The sequence below is a fragment of the Streptomyces sp. NBC_00670 genome, from assembly GCF_036226765.1.
Lineage (GTDB): Bacteria > Actinomycetota > Actinomycetes > Streptomycetales > Streptomycetaceae > Streptomyces.
This window is the reverse complement of record NZ_CP109017.1, coordinates 6030779-6046657: the sequence shown is the minus strand read 5'-3', so window position 1 is coordinate 6046657 and position 15879 is coordinate 6030779. Positions and strand designations below refer to the sequence as shown.

Genomic DNA, 15879 nt, shown 5'->3' with positions numbered 1-15879 from the left:
CACCGCCCATGCGCGCCGCTTACATCGAACAGCTCGGGTCGCCCGAGGTGATCCGGATCGGGGAACTGTCCGCGCCCGTGCCGGGGGCGGGTGAGGTGCTGGTGGACGTGGTGGCCACCGCCGTCGATCCGGTGGACACGCTGGTGCGGTCGGGGGTGTTCCGGACGCCGCTCACGTTTCCCTTCGTCGTCGGGCGGGATCTGGTGGGGACGGTCGTGGAGGCGGCCGCCGGGTTCGCGGCGGGCGAGACCGTGTGGTGCAACAGCCTGGGGCACGGCGGGCGGCAGGGGGCCGCCGCCGAGCGGGTCGTCGTCGCCGCGAACCGGCTGTACCGGCTGCCGCCGGGGGTGCCGCCGCTGGAGGCGGTGGCGGTGCTGCATCCGGCCGCCACCGCGTACCTCGCCCTCTTCAACCACGGGGAGCTGCTGCCCGGCGAGACCGTGCTGGTGGCGGGGGCCGCCGGCAATGTGGGCTCGGCGCTGGTGACGCTGGCCGCGCGGGCCGGGGCACGGGTGGTCGCCACCGCCTCGCCGCGCGATCACGAGCACGTACGGGCGCTGGGCGCGGACGCGGTCGTCGACTACCGGGAGCCGGTCGAACGGCTGGCCGAGGCGGCCCCGGACGGTGTCGACCTGCACATCGACACCTCCGGCCGGCACGACCTGGACGCGGCCGTCGACCTGCTCGCCCACCGGGGCCGCATCGTGCTGCTGGCCGGGCCCGGGGCGCGGCCCGTACTGCCGGTGGGGCCGCTGTACATGAAGGACGCCTCCGTGCGCGGCTTCGCGATCTCCCGGGCCACCGTGGCCGAGCTGGCGGAGGCCGCGGCGGCCCTGAACGACGCGCTCGCCCGGGGGCTGCTGCGTCCCCGCGCCCTCGAGGTGCTCCCGCTCGACGCGGCGGCCGAGGCCCACCGACGGCTGGAGGCCGGTGAGCTGCACGGCCGCCGGGTGGTGCTGCGGGTGCGGGACACGACGGAGGCCGGGGCTCAGTAGCTGCCGTACGTCGGGCGGCCGGCGCGGTCGTAGGTGTGGATCGCGACGCCGGCGCCCGTCATACGTGCCTCCACGTGCCGGAACGCGGTCGGTACGGCGCCCTCCGCGAACAGGCGGCGGCCGGCGCCGAGGACCACCGGGAAGACGCACAGGTGCACGGTGTCGATCAGGTCGTGGGCCAGCAGTGACTGCGCGAGGGTCGCGCTGCCGTGGATCTGGACCTCGTCGTCCGTGCGCTCCTTGAGCTGCTCGACCTCCTTGACGAGGTCGCCGCCGAGGACCGTGGTGTGCTGCCAGGCGGCGTCGGTGAGCGTCCGCGAGGCGACGTACTTCGGCAGGGCGTTCAGCTTCGTCGCGATCGGGTCGGCGGGGTCGGTCCGCTTCGGCCAGTACGAGGCGAAGATGTCGTACGTGCGGCGGCCGAGCAGGAACGCGCCGACGCGCCCGAAGTTCTCCACGACGAAGGCGCCGAAGTCGTCGTCGCCGAACGGCACGCTCCAGCCGCCCTGTTCGAACCCGCCGCTCGGGTCCTCCTGGGGGCCGCCGGGCGCCTGGTGGACGCCGTCGAGGGTGACGAACGCGGTGAGGGTGAGCTTTCCCATGCGGGGTGCCTTCTTTCGCGTCAGGCGGGCGGAGCCGGGCCGGTTCCGTTTCATGGGTGCAGACCGGCGAGGGGTGCTCGACTCATCGGTGGTTCGTCGTGGTTCCTCGGTTTCGCCTCGTGCGGGTCCTCCGGTGCCCCCTGCGCGCGTCCGGTCTCATCCCGCGTGCGTCGAGAACAGGCCGCCCGTGGGGCCCTGCTTGTCGCCGCCCTGGGCCTTCTTCAGGGCATTGGCCAGGCTCTCGATGGTGAGCGACTGCAGGATCACCCGGCCGTTGCCCTCCAGGGTGGCCAGGGACAGGCCCTCGCCGCCCAGGACCGCGTTCATGAGCCCCTGGCGGTTGAGGCCGCCGATGCGCTGGACGCCGTACCGGATGCCCTCCTCGAAGGCGACGACGCAGCCGGTGTCGACCTCGATCCGGCCGCCGAAGTCCGCCGGATCGAGGTCGATGAAGTTGCCGGCGCCGGCGATGATCACCGTGCCCTGTCCGGTGAACTTCTCCAGGATGAAGCCCTCGCCCCCGCTCATGCCCGTGCGGCCGCCCTGGAAGGCGATGCCGAACTCCACGCTCGACTCGGCGGCGACGAAGGCGTCCTTCTCCGCGAACCACGCGCGCGTGCCGTCCAGTTCCAGGGCGCGCATCTCGCCGGGGAGCACACCGGCGAAGCCGACGGTGCCCTCGCCGCCGGAGGCCGTGAAGTACTGGAACGCCAGGGACTCGCCGGCGAGCATCCGCTGGCCGGCCTGCATGGCGGTGCCCATGGCCTGGCGGAGCATGCCGCCCATGCCGCCGCTCCCGGAGCCCGAGCCGGCACCGGCCTGACCGCCGCCGCCGCTGCCCGGCGCGGACAGGCGCGTCTCCATCCTGACGTTCGTGGTCTTGAAGAGGAACTTGCCGGCCTCGCAGTACACGGTCTGGCCGGGACGCAGGTTGACGATCGCCATCTGCATGGCGTTGCCGACGATGTCTTGCCGAAGAGTCACACGGGCGGAACGAGTGGGTCCGGTCGCGGGTTCCCGCACCCGGCGGACGTCACCCGACCGCCGGGTAGGCTGCTGATCCCCGTCCCCCTGGATCCCGTGGCCCACCGGCCCCCGGACCCCCTGAAAGGAACGTGCCGTGCCGTCCTCGTCCAGCGCCGGCGACCGAGACGCCGCCAAGACCTCCGGCTCAGGTGGCGGCTCCGGTGGCGGTGTCCAGTCCCTGGAGCGCGCCTTCGACCTGCTGGAGCGGATGGCGGACGCGGGCGGCGAGGTCGGCCTGAGCGAGTTGGCGGCGAGCAGCGGGCTGCCGCTGCCCACCATCCACCGCCTCATGCGCACGCTGGTCGGCTCCGGGTACGTGCGCCAGCAGCCGAACCGGCGGTACGCGCTCGGCCCCCGGCTCATCCGCCTCGGCGAGTCCGCCTCCCGGCTGCTGGGTACCTGGGCCCGGCCGCAGCTCGCCCGACTCGTGGCGGAGACCGGCGAGACGGCCAACATGGCGCTGCTCGACGGCGACGAGATCGTGTACGTGGCGCAGGTGCCGTCCAAGCACTCGATGCGGATGTTCACCGAGGTGGGCCGCCGGGTGCTGCCGCACACCACGGGGGTCGGCAAGGCGCTGCTGGCCGGTCTGGAACCGGCGGAGGTGCGGGCCCTGCTGCGGCGTACGGGCATGCCGGCCGCGACGGAGAAGACGATCACGTCACCGGACGCGTTCCTCGCCGCCCTGGAGGAGGTGCGGCGCCAGGGGTACGCGGTCGACGACAGCGAGCAGGAGATCGGCGTGCGCTGCCTCGCGGTCCCGGTGCCGGGCGCCCCGACCGCCGCGGCCCTCTCCATCTCGGGCCCGGCCGGCCGGGTCACCGAGGCGGCGACGGCCACGATCGTGCCGGTGCTGCGGCAGGTCGCGGCGGAACTGTCGCGGGCGCTGGCGGACCAGGACCAGGGGGCCGTCGGGGAGGCGGGGCACTGACCGCCCCGCGCTCCTCCGCCCTCACGTCTGGCCGCAGACCCTACGCACGCGGCGTCCCGAACAGATCCACCGCGTCCCGCACCTCCTCCAGCCCCCGCGACAGCGCGCTCACGGAGCCGATCGACCCGGCGATCAGCAGCAGCGAACGTCGCAGCCGCCGCGTCTCCGGCGCGCCGCCCGCGGCCATCGCGGCCATCGCCGCGAGCTCGTCCTCGGCGATGGACCGGTCGGGGAACTGCGCCGGAAGCAGGGCGAGTTCACGCCGTAAGCGGGCGACTGCGGTCCGCAGTCCGGCCACTCTCGGGTCCTCGTCACTGCCGGTCACTCGTCTCTGCCCCAAGCTCCGCAACACAGCTCTCCCCCTTCGCACCTCGTCGTGCGCACGCCCCCATGACGCGGTTTCACCACCGCGCACGCCCCGGCGCACGGATCGGGCGCACGGGGGGTGCGGGTCAGTAAACGCCACCTGACGCCGCGTGCGCCACCGTCCGGACCGAAATTCGGCACCAACGGGTATGCAGGAGGGCATGCGAACGAATCAAGAGCGAACCGGGGCCGTCGATTCCGGCCCCGGTTCCGGCACCGGCCCCGCCCCCGTCGTCGGTCTGCTGCTCGCGGCCGGGGGCGGACGGCGGCTCGGCGGGCGCCCCAAGGCGCTGCTCGAGTACGACGGGCGCCCCCTGGTGGAGCACGCGGTCGAGGTGCTGCGCGCGGCCGGCTGCGCCCGCGTGCACGTCGTGCTGGGCGCGGCCGCCGACGAGGTGCGCGCCCGCGCGGAGCTGCCGGGCTGCGCCCTGGTGGACAACCCGGAGTGGGAGCGGGGCATGGGCACCTCCCTGCGCGCCGGGCTCGCCTCGCTGGCCGGGACGGGGGCGGGCGCGGCGCTGGTCGCGCTGGTGGACCAGCCGGGGATCGGCCCGCGCGCGACGGAGCGCGTACGTGCCGCGTACACCTCCCCCGCGACGCTCGCCTCGGCGGCGTACGACGGCGTACGGGGCCACCCGGTGCTGCTGGGCGCCGACCACTGGGCCGGCGTGGCCGCGACGGCGACCGGTGACCAGGGGGCGCGCGCGTATCTCAGGGCGCACGCGGGCGCGCTACGGCTCGTGGAGTGCGGGGACGTGGCCGAGCCGTACGACATCGACACCGAGGCGGACCTCGTCCGGCTGCGCACCGGGCGGCCGACGGCTTCCCCGGCCTCTCCAGCCTCCCCGGCTCCCCCTGCCTCTCCAGCCTCCCCGGCTTCCCCACCCTCCCCAACCATTGATCTTCCACAATGAGGAAACTAGGGTCCATCAAGCAGAAGACAGCGACCACAGAAGACAGCGACCAAGGATGTGACCCCCCGTGTCCGCACCCGTGCCGTCCCCGCCGCTCGTCGTCGACGCCGCCGCGCCCCTGCCCCGGCAGGAGGAGGTGCTGACCGAGGGGGCGCTCGCCTTCCTGGGCGAGCTGCACCGCCGGTTCACGCCCCGCCGCGACGAACTGCTCGCCCGCCGCGCGCAGCGCCGCGCCGAGATCGCCCGTACCGCGCGGCTGGACTTCCTCCCCGAGACGGCAGCGATCCGCGCGGACGACTCCTGGCGGGTGGCCCCCGCGCCGCCCGCCCTGGAGGACCGCCGGGTGGAGATCACCGGTCCCACCGACCGGAAGATGACCGTCAACGCGCTCAACTCCGGTGCCCGGATCTGGCTCGCCGACTTCGAGGACGCCTCGTCGCCCACCTGGGAGAACGTGGTCCTCGGCCAGCTCAACCTGATCGACGCCCACCGTCGCACCATCGACTTCACCGACGACCGCAGCGGCAAGTCGTACGCCCTGCGCCCCGACGCCGAGTTGGCCACGGCGGTCGTGCGCCCGCGCGGCTGGCACCTGGACGAACGCCATCTGGCCGACGGGGAGGACGGGTCCCGGATCCCGGGGGCGCTCGTCGACTTCGGGCTGTACTTCTTCCACAACGCGCGCCGGCTGCTCGACCTCGGCAAGGGACCGTACTTCTACCTCCCGAAGACGGAGTCGCATCTGGAGGCGCGCCTCTGGAACGACGTGTTCGTCTTCGCGCAGGACCACCTCGGCATCGCGCGCGGTACGGTCCGGGCCACCGTCCTGATCGAGACGATCACGGCGGCGTTCGAGATGGACGAGATCCTCTACGAACTGCGCGAGCACGCCTCGGGGTTGAACGCGGGCCGCTGGGACTATCTGTTCTCCCTGATCAAGAACTTCCGTGCCGCCGGGCCCGAGTTCGTGCTCCCGGACCGCAACGCGGTGACGATGACCGCCCCGTTCATGCGCGCGTACACCGAACTCCTCGTCCGCACCTGCCACCGGCGCGGCGCGCACGCGATCGGCGGCATGGCGGCGTTCATCCCCTCCCGGCGGGACGCGGAGGTCAACCGGGTCGCGTTCGAGAAGGTGCGCGCCGACAAGGACCGTGAGGCGCGCGACGGCTTCGACGGCTCCTGGGTCGCCCATCCCGACCTGGTGCCGATCGCCCGGGAGTCCTTCGACGCCGTGCTCGGCGACCGCCCGCACCAGAAGGACCGGCTGCGCGAGGACGTGGAGGTGACGGCCGCCGACCTGCTCGCGGTCGGCTCCCTCGACGCCCGCCCCACGCACGCGGGCCTGGTCAACGCCGTGCAGGTCGGCATCCGTTACATCGAGGCGTGGCTGCGCGGGCAGGGCGCGGTGGCCATCTTCCACCTCATGGAGGACGCCGCCACCGCGGAGATCTCGCGCTCCCAGCTCTGGCAGTGGGTGCACGCCGGTGTCGTCCTCGACGACGGCGAGAAGGTCACCGCGGAACTGGTCCGCCGGGTGGCCGCCGACGAACTCTCCGCCGTGCGGGCCGAGTCGGGAGCGGACGCCTTCGCCGCCGGGGCCTGGCAGGAGGCCCACGACCTGCTGGTGCGGGTGGCGCTCGACGAGGACTACGCGGAGTTCCTGACCCTGCCGGCGTACGAGCGGCTGGCGGGCTGACGCAGCGGGCGCCGGAACGGGCGCGCCCGCGAGCACGCCCCCGGGTCACCCCAGATGCCGCGACCAGTCCTGCTCCGCCGCCGGTCTGCCGTGCAGGTCGGGGACGTGCTGGAGCCAGGCCGGCCGGCCGCGCCGGGTGCGGGCCGCACGCCGGGCCTCCTCGGCGGCGCGCTCCTCGCGGGTGGGGAAGTCGGTGGGCAGCCAGACCGCGGACGCCCGGACGCGGGCGGCCAGATAACCGACGTACGCCGCACGGACCTCGTCGGGCGTGGCGAACCCCGCCTCCACGGTCAGCCACGCGTCGGGGACGGCGGCGGTGACCTCGCGCAGCAGCTCCTCGGTGACGCGCGGCGCCAGTTCCGCGTCGGCGGCCCGTACGTCCGGGGCGGCGTGGCCGAGCGCGTGGTGCCGGAAGTCGTACGTCTTCCCGGGTGCCGAGGTGTCCCAGCGGTGGTGGAAGACGAGGGCCGCGCCGTGGTCGATGAGCCACAGCCGCGGGGGCGCGACCCCGAGGGTGGGCCAGACCATGAGGTTGGAGCTGTGCACGGTGCGGTCGACGTTGACCGTGAGGGCGTCCAGCCAGACGATGCGGCCGGCCTCCAGCGGGTCCACGGGGAAGGTCTCGGCGAGCTCCGGGGTGTAGTCGGCGGCGCCCGGCAGGTAGTCCATGCCGAGGTTGAGGCCGGCGCTGGCGTCCAGCAGCTCGCGCACCTCCTGGTGCGGCTCGTGCGCGCCGACGGCGGGGTCGAAGCGGGCGCGCACCAGTTCGGGCACCCGCAGCCCGAGCGCACGGGCCAGCTCACCGACGATCACCTCGGCGACGAGGGCCTTGAGCCCCTGCGCGGAGGCGGTGAACTTGACGACATACGTGCCGAGGTCGTCCGCCTCGACGAGACCGGGGACGGAGCCGCCGGAGTGGAGGGGGGCGAGGTAGCGGGTCGCGGTGACCTCTCGCAGCTTCGTCAATGTCCCCGCGTCTCTCTCCCTGGGATGCTCCCAGCATAGTAACCGAGCGTGACGACCGGGGGAGCCTCGTCGAGGGCGCCTTCACGGGGCGCCCCCGAAGGGGCGCGGGGAACTGCGCGGCCAGCCACATCGCGCCCGCACCCGCCCCCCTCCCCCGGTCACCGCCCCCGCAACGGATTCTGAACGCCGGTATAACTCGCCGCCGCCCCGTCGGCCCCCGTCCACCGCAGCAACAGATTCGTCTTGCCCGGCAACGTCACCGCATCGGCCAACCCCACCGCCTCCTCCACCCCGGAAGCCCCCAACACCCCCCGAACCGCCGGCCACGGATCGAACCCCCCGAACCGCTCCGCCAACAACTCGGCGACCTCCCACAGGTGGTTGACGACCAGGCAGTACACCAACCGCTCCCACCCGGCTGCCCGCCCCACCTCACCCACCAACTTCACCCCCTCCGCATCCCGGAACACCGCCTGCGCCGGCACCCCCGCCCCGTCCACCGCGACCAGCACGTTCTGCAAGTGCGCCTCCAGCACCACCCCATGCCGGTCGAACGCCCCCAGCACCGGTGGCACGACCTGCCGGAGGTACGCCTCCCACCACCCCGCCGGCTCGACGACCCGGTCGAGCGGGCTGCCGTCGAACCCCTCGACCAGCCCTGCGGCCAGCACCGGCGTCGTCCCGGGCACCACACGCCCGCCCAGCCCGTCCCGCACGAGCACGGCCAGCTCCTCGAACGCGAACCCGGCGGTCCGGTACCCGCGGTCGCCGAGCCACGCCGCCGGCCCGGGCAACTCCGCGAACGCCGCCGTCACGGCCGCGTCCGTACGGCACAGCCGGCGCAGATCGTGCCGCCACAGCCGACGGATGTCGTTGGTGATCCGCACATCCAGGCTGAACTTCAGGAACAAGTCAGTCCCGGGCGCGTAGACCGTACGGATGGCGGCCGTCGGCCACACGACACCGTCCGTGCGGCCGAGCCGGACCAGCCGGCCGTCGGCGAAGGCGTCCCGCAACTCCGCGCCGATGAGGTCGAGTTGCCAGGGGTGGGCAGGCAGCAGCCGGTAGCCGGGCGGGGCCTCGCCCAGCGCGTCGAGGGCGCGCGTGTCCCCCTCCTCCACCACGACGTCCTCGCGCACCCCGAGCAGCACGAGCGGAAAGCGGGCGTACGCCTCCGGCGCGTACGGCAGCCACCCGGCGGCCGGACCACCGCCGCGCGCCTTGGGGGCGGGGTGGTGGGGGTGGCCCGTGAGCAGGGACTGCTCGGAGCGCAGATAGGGGTCGTCGGGCGGCGTGGCGCCGGCCCGCGCGGCGAGCAGCGCGGCGACGGCGGCCCGGCTGTCGAGCATCTCGCCGGGCAGTTCGGCGTTGCCCACCCCCGTGTACCGGCGCAACTCCTCCGCGACGAGTTTGACGAGCTCGGCGTGCGTGAGCCGCTGCCAGCCGCCGGCGGCGCGCAGCTCGGGGTCCCGGGGCCGACGGCCGCCCCGTACCCGCAGCAACCGCCCACTGGCGAGCAGCCGGTGCACACCGGGGGCGTCGGTGGGCTCGCCCACCTCCCGCAGCAGACAGTTGAGCAGGGGCGCGGCCGCGTACCCGTCGGCGACCGCACCGACGTCGTCCCCGGATACCCCGGGCGGCGCGGGCGGCCCGAACGGTTCGCACGCCGGCCGTTCCGGCGGCGCGGGCGACACGGCCGGCACGGCCGGCTCTTGCGGCATCGGGAGCTGCGGGTCCACGGGATCCATTCGTTCCGTACGGTGCACTGGTGATCAGTATGTCTGGCACCGCCCCACCCGGCGAAGCCGCGATCGGGCCGATTCGCGACGCGTCCGGCCACGCCGCCCGCCGCGCCCGGGCCCGTCCAGCCCCTTCCCGTCCCCGAGGAGCCCCGCCGTGTCCCGTCACCGTCCCGTGAGCGATGCCGAAGCCGAGCCGGTCGCCGCGCTCGACGCCGTGCGGCCCGCGCTGTCCGTCCCGTACACGGAGGCGCTGCCCGGCGCCCGGGCCGCCGTCCTGACCCGGCTGTGGCGGGCGCTGGCGCACGAGCCGCTGCCGTGGATCACCGCGCGCGAGCCCGCGTACGGCGCCCTGGTGCTGCGGCTGGCCGACGGGCGCCGGCTCAGCGGCCCGCCCTCCGACCCGTACGCGACCACCGACCACGTCACGGAGGTACGGCTCGACGACACCCCGTACGACCGCCCGGCCGCCCTCCTCACCGCGCTCGGCATCCCGCACGGCGCCGCCCTCGCGACCGAACTCGACGCCGGGACGGCCTCGTTGGCCCTGTCCCGGGCCGACCGCGGCGCCCCTCCCGCCACGGCCGACGAGCCCCCCGCCCCCGTCTGGGCGTGGGAGCAGAGCGTGGTCGACGGTCATCCCTACCACCCGGGCTGCCGCTCGCGCCCCGGTTTCTCGGTCGCCGAGCAGCTGGCGTACGGGCCCGAGCACCGGCCGGTGGTGCGGCTGGGCCTGGCGGCGGTGGACGACTGCCTGGTCACCGGGGAGTGGCCCGCGTGGCTGCGGGACGGCGGGCAGGTGCTGATCCCCGTCCACCCGTGGCAGTCGGCGCACGTGCTGGACCAGAAACCGGCGGTCTCCGCCGGACCGGCGGCGCATCCGCTGATGTCACTGCGCACGCTCGCCCTCCCCGACGGCGGCCCGCATGTGAAGACGACCCTCAGCACGCGCCTGACCTCCTCCGTGCGCGACATCTCGCCGTACTCGGTCCGGACCGCGGCGACGGTCTCGGCGTTCGTCGCGTCGGTCGCCGCCCGCACGGACGGGCTGCTGCACGTCACCCGCACCCTCGGCGCGGTCACCACCGGCTCGCCCGATCTCGCGGCGGTGCTGCGCGAGCCGCCGGAGCGGTACGCGGGGCCGGGCGAGCGGGTCGTACCGGTGGCCGCCCTGCCCGCGACCGGGCTGCCCCGCTCCCCCTCCTGGCTGGCCGGCTTCACCCGGCTCGCGCTCACCGTGGGGCTGCGCCTCCTCGACCTGGGCGTGGCGCTGGAGGCGCACGGACAGAACCTGCTGGTGGTCCTGGACGCGGCCACCGGCGCCCCGCTGCGGCTGGTCTACCGCGACCTCGCCGACATCCGCGTCAGTCCGGCCCGCGCGGCCCGACACGGGTTGCCGGTACCGGAGTTGACCGGCCGTCTGGTCAACGACGACCCAACGACCCTGCGCCGCAAGCTGTTCGGCTCGCTGGTCGCCGGGACCCTCGCGGCGACCGCCGGTTCGCACACGGCGATGGGCGAGGCGCTGGCCTCCGCCGTACCGCACCTCGCGCGTACCCCCGATCTGGAGGTACTGCGCCAGGAGCCGCTGCCCGCCAAGGCGTTGACGCTCATGCGGCTCACCCCGGACCGCACCGGCGACCTCTGGGCGGCGCTGCCCAACCCGCTGCACGAAGAGGTGCGGTGAGGCGGCCGTTTTGAAGGTGGACCCTTACGATCAATAGGATCCGCCGATGATCACAAGACAACGGCTGGCGGCGGGCGTCTGTGCCCTGCTCGCCGCCCTGGCGACGGGGCTCGCCGTCCCGTCCGGCGCCGCGGCCGACGAGACGGCGGACCGGGACGCACCCAAGGTGGACCTCGTCCTCGACGTCAGCGGCTCCATGCGCGCGAAGGACATCGACGGCGGCTCCCGGATGGCCGCGGCCAAGCAGGCCTTCAACGAGGTCCTGGACGCGACCCCGGAGGAGGTCCAGCTCGGCATCCGCACCCTGGGCGCCGACTACCCGGGCGACGACCGCAAGACGGGCTGCAAGGACACCGCGCAGCTCTACCCGGTCGGCCCGCTGGACCGCACCGAGGCCAAGACGGCGGTCGCCACGCTCACCCCGACCGGCTGGACCCCGATCGGCCCCGCGCTGCTCAAGTCCGCCGACGACCTGGACGGCGGCAACGGCTCCAAGCGGATCGTCCTCATCAGTGACGGCGAGGACACCTGCGCCCCGCTCGACCCCTGCGAGGTGGCCCGCGAGATCGCGGCCAAGGGCATCGGCCTGACCATCGACACCCTCGGCCTGGTGCCCAGCGCCAAGCTGAGCCGGCAGCTCAGCTGCATCGCCGAGGCGACCGGCGGCACGTACACCTCGGTCGAGCACCGGGACCAGCTCACCGACAAGGTCAACCAGCTGGTGGACCGAGCCGCCGACCCGGTCGTCAACCCGGTGGCGGTGGAGGGGACGTCGGCGTGCAGCAGCGCGCCGGCGCTCACGTCGGGGCTGTACACCGACCGCGAGGAGTTCGCGAAGCACCGTTACTACAAGGTCGACGTGGAGCCCGGTCAGGAGCTGCGCGCCTCGGTGAGCGTCTCCGCCGACCGCGCCGTCGACCCCGACTACGGCGTGAGCCTGCGCGCGCTCACCGTGCACGGGCGCGAGATCGTCCGCGGCGAGGCCACCGGCAGCGGCCGTACGGACGTGCTGTCGACGGGCCTGCGCTACCCGAAGGCGGAGTCCGACGATGACGACTCCGCCCCCGAGACGGTGTGCCTGGAGGTCGCGCACTCCTTCTCCCCGGCGTCCGGCGTGAAGACCACCCCCGGTCTGCCGCTGGAGCTGACGGTCGACGTGGTCGACGGACCGGACAAGGCGGGCGACGTCGCCGCCTTCGGTCTCGGGCGCGGCTGGTGGCTGCTGGGCGCGCTGGTGCTCGTCGGCTTCCTGGCGGGTCTGGTGTGGGGCTGGGTGTCGCGCTGGCGGGTCGCCGTCTGGAGGACGAACTGATGCGAGCGGCAAGAACTGTACGAGTCGTGCGAGCGGCGGGAGTCGCCGGAGCCGTGCGCGTACTGGCGGCGGCGGGGCTGCTGCTGGGCGCGGCGGTGACCCCGGCGGTCGCCGACTCCCCGTCCCCCACTGCCAGTTCCGCCTCCTCGGACGACGACTCGGCGCCGACCACGGCGGGCACGTCCTTCCGTACGGCGACGGAGATCGAGCAGGGCGAGAAGGCCACGGCGAGTGGTTCCACCGGTGACTACCTGTACTGGTCGTTCCCCGCGGACCTCGGGCAGCGGCCCACGGTGAAGGCGACCGTGAAGCTGCCGGAGTCCGCGAAGCGGAGCGCCGGGCAGACGTGGCAGATCGACGTGTTCGACGGGTTGCGGCGCCGCCAGGCGTGCCAGTACGGCGCCCAGACGCGGACGGCCGCGCCGGACGCGTCCTCCCTCGAACTGGCCTGCACGCTGCGGACGGTACGGGGCTGGGCGGAGCCGTGGGCCAACGACCCGCTGCCGGGCACGTACTACCTCCGGCTCACCGCGGTCTCGGTCGCCTCGGCCGACCTGGGGCTGCCGGCGAGCGCGGAGGTGGAGGTGGACTCCAAGGACATCGGCGGCTCGGCGGCGGTGGACGGCTCGCTGAGCAAGCCGCTGGTCCCCGGCATCGCGATGAAGTCGGAGGAGGAGTCGGACGACTCCGCCGTGCTGTCCTCCCTGGACCCCGACGACGGCTGGTCCTCCGGCTGGTGGACCGACCGCTGGATCTGGACGGCCGTCGGCGCCGTCCTCGCCGCCCTGGCAGGCATCGGCGGTTACACCCTGACCAAGGGCAACGGCCGCCCCCGCGGCGTGCCGCCGGCGTAGCTGCGGGCAATCGTGCCGCAGGGCGGCACGGGTGGGCGCAGCGGCACCTCGTATCGCCGAGTGGCGCTACTTCCGTGCCTCAGCCCACACCCACCTGCACACAACAAGAGGCCCGCCGCGGCGACAACCCCGGCGGGCCTCACCCATGCCGCTACTCCCCCCGCAACACCTTCGCCACCGCGGAGTCACCTTCCACCCCCACCACCCCCTCCCGCACAGCCGCACGCAGTGCGAGGTCGCCGCAGGCCAGCCCCGTCACCGTCGACGCGTCCAGCGTCAGCACCGCATCCGGCTCCCCGGCCCCGGCCACCCCCTCCCCGTACACCGGCCCCTCGTCCCCCGCGGCCCCCAGCCGCAGGAAGAACCGCCCTTCCTCCAGCCGCACCTCCACCACCCCGTCCCCCGCCCCGGCCCCCTCCAGCACCCGCACCAACGGCAACGCGAACCAGTGCGCCCGCACCGCGTCCGTCGCCCGCCGCTCCCCCAGCAACGGCCCACCCCACTCCCCCAACGCCTGCAGCACCGGCAGCAACTCCCGCCCCCGCGCGGTCAGTTCGTACACATACGCCACTCCCGGCGGCGGCAGCCGGCGACGCGTCGTCAGCCCGTCGCGCTCCATGTCCTTCAGCCGGGAGGCGAGTACGTCCGTGCTGACGCCCGGCAGGTCCGCGTGCAGATCGGTGTAGCGGCGCGGTCCGGCCAGCAGTTCACGGACGATCAGCAGGGTCCAGCGGTCCCCCACGGCGTCCAGCGCGCGGGCGGCGGAACAGTACTGGTCGTAGCTTCGGCGAGGTGACATGCGACGCAGTCTAGACAAGACGTTGGACTTTCCAAGCGGCAACTTGGTAAAACCAAGCAACACCAATTCCGGAGGGGCGGCACACGCATGGAGTTCCGGCAGTCGAGCAAGCTGAGCGACGTCTGTTACGAGATCCGCGGCCCGGTGATCGAGCACGCGGACGCACTGGAGGCGGCCGGCCACAGCGTGCTGCGCCTGAACACCGGCAACCCCGCCGCGTTCGGTTTCGAGGCGCCGGAGGAGATCCTCCAGGACATGATCCGCATGCTGCCGCAGGCGCACGGCTACACCGACTCGCGCGGCATCCTCTCCGCCCGCCGCGCGGTGGCCCAGCGCTACCAGGGCCTGGGCCTGGAGGTCGGCGTCGACGACGTGTTCCTGGGCAACGGCGTCTCCGAACTGATCTCCATGGCCGTGCAGGCGCTGATCGAGGACGGCGACGAAATCCTCATTCCCGCCCCGGACTTCCCGCTGTGGACCGCCGTCACCACCCTCGCGGGCGGCACGGCGGTGCACTACCTCTGCGACGAGCGGTCCGACTGGAACCCGGATCTCGCCGACATGGCGTCGAAGATCACGGACCGCACGAAGGCGGTCGTCCTCATCAACCCCAACAACCCCACCGGCGCGGTCTACCCGAAGGAGATCGTCGAGGGCGTCCTCGACCTCGCCCGCCGGCACGGACTGATGGTGCTCGCGGACGAGATCTACGACCAGATCCTGTACGACGACGCCGTCCACCACTCGGCCGCCGCCCTCGCCCCCGATCTGGTCGTCCTCACCTTCTGCGGGTTGTCGAAGACGTACCGCGTGGCGGGTTTCCGCTCCGGCTGGATGGTGGTGACCGGCCCGCGGCAGCACGCACGCGACTACCTGGAGGGCCTGACGATGCTGGCCTCCATGCGGCTGTGCGCCAACGCGCCCGCGCAGTTCGCCATCCAGGCCGCGCTCGGCGGCCGGCAGTCCATCCACGAGCTGACCGCGCCCGGCGGCAGGCTGCGCGAGCAGCGCGACCGGGCCTGGGAGAAGCTGAACGAGATCCCGGGCGTCTCCTGCGTCAAACCGAAGGGCGCGCTGTACGCGTTCCCGCGCCTGGACCCGGCCGTGCACAAGATCCACGACGACGAGAGGTTCGTCCTGGACCTGCTGCTGCGCGAGAAGATCCAGGTCGTCCAGGGCACCGGCTTCAACTGGCCGAGCCCCGACCACTTCCGCATCCTCACCCTGCCGCACGCCGACGACCTGGACGCGGCGATCAGCAGGATCGGCCGCTTCCTGAGCGGGTACCGGCAGTGACGGCCTGACGGGTGGTCCTTCTCCGGCCGGGCGTAGCCTGGAGTCGAAGTCGATCAAGAGACGTCGACAAGAGACGCGGTGGAGGGATCGCACATGGGTGACCTGCTGCTGGTACGGCACGGCGAGACCGAGTGGTCGCGCTCGGGCAAGCACACCGGGTCCAGCGACATCCCGCTGACCGACACCGGCCGCGAACAGGCACGACGGCTGGCCCCGCTGGTCGCCTCGCACCGGATCGCGACGGCGTTCGTCAGCCCGTTGCAGCGGGCGCGGGAGACCGCGCTGCTGGCCGGCGTGCCGGACGCGCAGGTCGACGAGGACCTGCGGGAGTGGGACTACGGCGGCTACGAGGGCGTCACGACGCACGAGATCCACCGCACCCGCCCGGACTGGTTCCTGTTCACGGACGGCGTCACCGAGGGCCCGCCCGAGCATCCCGGGGAGAGCCCGGAGGAGGTCGGGGCGCGGGCGGAGCGGATGCTCGCGAAGATCGACGCGGCGCTCGCCGACTCCGAGGGCAGCGTCGTCGTCTTCTCCCACGGCCACTTCCTGCGCGTCCTGACCGCCCGGCGCCTGGGCCTGCCCGCGCGGGACGGCGCGCTCTTCCAGCTCGGCACGGGGACGATCAGCCGGCTGAGCACGGAACACCGGCGCCATGTGGTGGCGGGATGGAATGTCAGACCCTCCTCGTAG

General features: G+C 73.7%; 15 protein-coding genes. 9 read left to right on the top strand and 6 right to left on the bottom strand.

Annotated features, from left to right (window positions below):
- The first annotated feature begins 8 nt into the window (after window positions 1-8).
- Window positions 9-995 (top strand): NADPH:quinone reductase, encoded by a 987-nt coding sequence (locus OIE12_RS26760; RefSeq protein WP_329139564.1) that lies wholly within the window; start codon window positions 9-11, stop codon window positions 993-995.
- On the opposite strand, the gene OIE12_RS26755 is transcribed toward OIE12_RS26760, so the two are convergent.
- A complete protein-coding gene (locus OIE12_RS26755) occupies window positions 989-1597 on the bottom strand; it encodes a dihydrofolate reductase family protein (protein ID WP_329139562.1) in 609 nt (202 codons plus the stop codon). The two genes, OIE12_RS26760 and OIE12_RS26755, sit on opposite strands and share 7 nt — an antisense overlap.
- 156 nt (window positions 1598-1753) lie before the next feature.
- On the bottom strand, window positions 1754-2581 hold the full coding sequence (locus OIE12_RS26750) for an AIM24 family protein (RefSeq protein WP_329139560.1): 828 nt from the start codon (window positions 2579-2581) through the stop codon (window positions 1754-1756).
- Window positions 2582-2717: 136 nt separating this feature from the next.
- On the opposite strand from OIE12_RS26750, the gene OIE12_RS26745 reads away from it, so the two are divergent.
- Entirely contained in the window at window positions 2718-3554 is an 837-nt protein-coding gene (locus OIE12_RS26745) for an IclR family transcriptional regulator (RefSeq protein WP_329139558.1), read from the top strand.
- Window positions 3555-3594: 40 nt separating this feature from the next.
- Here the strand turns inward: OIE12_RS26745 and OIE12_RS26740 are convergent, their stop codons facing one another.
- Window positions 3595-3906 carry a DUF5955 family protein gene (locus tag OIE12_RS26740; RefSeq protein WP_329139556.1) on the bottom strand — a complete coding sequence of 104 codons (312 nt, stop codon included), beginning with the start codon at window positions 3904-3906 and terminating at the stop codon, window positions 3595-3597.
- 175 nt (window positions 3907-4081) lie between these two features.
- Between OIE12_RS26740 and OIE12_RS26735 the strand changes: the two genes are divergently transcribed.
- Together OIE12_RS26735 and aceB are read left to right on the top strand one after the other, a co-directional pair.
- Window positions 4082-4834: a nucleotidyltransferase family protein gene (locus OIE12_RS26735; protein WP_443053914.1), complete on the top strand. Its 753-nt coding sequence runs from the start codon at window positions 4082-4084 to the stop codon at window positions 4832-4834.
- Between the two features lie 67 nt (window positions 4835-4901).
- Window positions 4902-6533: a malate synthase A gene (aceB, locus tag OIE12_RS26730; RefSeq protein WP_329139554.1), complete on the top strand. Its 1632-nt coding sequence runs from the start codon at window positions 4902-4904 to the stop codon at window positions 6531-6533.
- Window positions 6534-6578: 45 nt separating this feature from the next.
- Here the strand turns inward: aceB and OIE12_RS26725 are convergent, their stop codons facing one another.
- Together OIE12_RS26725 and OIE12_RS26720 are read right to left on the bottom strand one after the other, a co-directional pair.
- Complete coding sequence (locus tag OIE12_RS26725; protein ID WP_329139552.1) at window positions 6579-7499, bottom strand: HipA family kinase; 921 nt, start codon at window positions 7497-7499, stop codon at window positions 6579-6581.
- Window positions 7500-7657: 158 nt separating this feature from the next.
- The gene (locus OIE12_RS26720) at window positions 7658-9247 is read right to left on the bottom strand and encodes an IucA/IucC family protein (RefSeq protein WP_329139550.1); all 1590 of its coding nucleotides are present in this window, start codon (window positions 9245-9247) and stop codon (window positions 7658-7660) included.
- A 148-nt stretch (window positions 9248-9395) separates the two neighbouring features.
- On the opposite strand from OIE12_RS26720, the gene OIE12_RS26715 reads away from it, so the two are divergent.
- The 3 genes from OIE12_RS26715 to OIE12_RS26705 are packed head-to-tail and all read left to right on the top strand — an operon-like array spanning window position 9396 to window position 13091.
- Window positions 9396-10925, top strand: a complete 1530-nt coding sequence (locus OIE12_RS26715) for an IucA/IucC family protein (RefSeq protein ID WP_329139548.1) — start codon at window positions 9396-9398, stop codon at window positions 10923-10925.
- Window positions 10926-10971: 46 nt separating this feature from the next.
- A complete protein-coding gene (locus OIE12_RS26710; RefSeq protein WP_329139546.1) occupies window positions 10972-12237 on the top strand; it encodes a VWA domain-containing protein in 1266 nt (421 codons plus the stop codon).
- On the top strand, window positions 12237-13091 hold the full coding sequence (locus OIE12_RS26705) for a hypothetical protein (protein WP_329139544.1): 855 nt from the start codon (window positions 12237-12239) through the stop codon (window positions 13089-13091). Before OIE12_RS26710 ends, OIE12_RS26705 begins: the two co-directional genes overlap by 1 nt.
- 151 nt (window positions 13092-13242) lie before the next feature.
- Here OIE12_RS26705 and OIE12_RS26700 read toward each other — a convergent pair whose 3' ends face one another.
- Entirely contained in the window at window positions 13243-13890 is a 648-nt protein-coding gene (locus OIE12_RS26700) for a winged helix-turn-helix transcriptional regulator (protein ID WP_329139542.1), read from the bottom strand.
- A gap of 87 nt (window positions 13891-13977) precedes the next feature.
- Between OIE12_RS26700 and OIE12_RS26695 the strand changes: the two genes are divergently transcribed.
- Window positions 13978-15186: a pyridoxal phosphate-dependent aminotransferase gene (locus tag OIE12_RS26695; RefSeq protein WP_329139540.1), complete on the top strand. Its 1209-nt coding sequence runs from the start codon at window positions 13978-13980 to the stop codon at window positions 15184-15186.
- A gap of 93 nt (window positions 15187-15279) precedes the next feature.
- Entirely contained in the window at window positions 15280-15879 is a 600-nt protein-coding gene (locus OIE12_RS26690) for a histidine phosphatase family protein (protein WP_329139538.1), read from the top strand.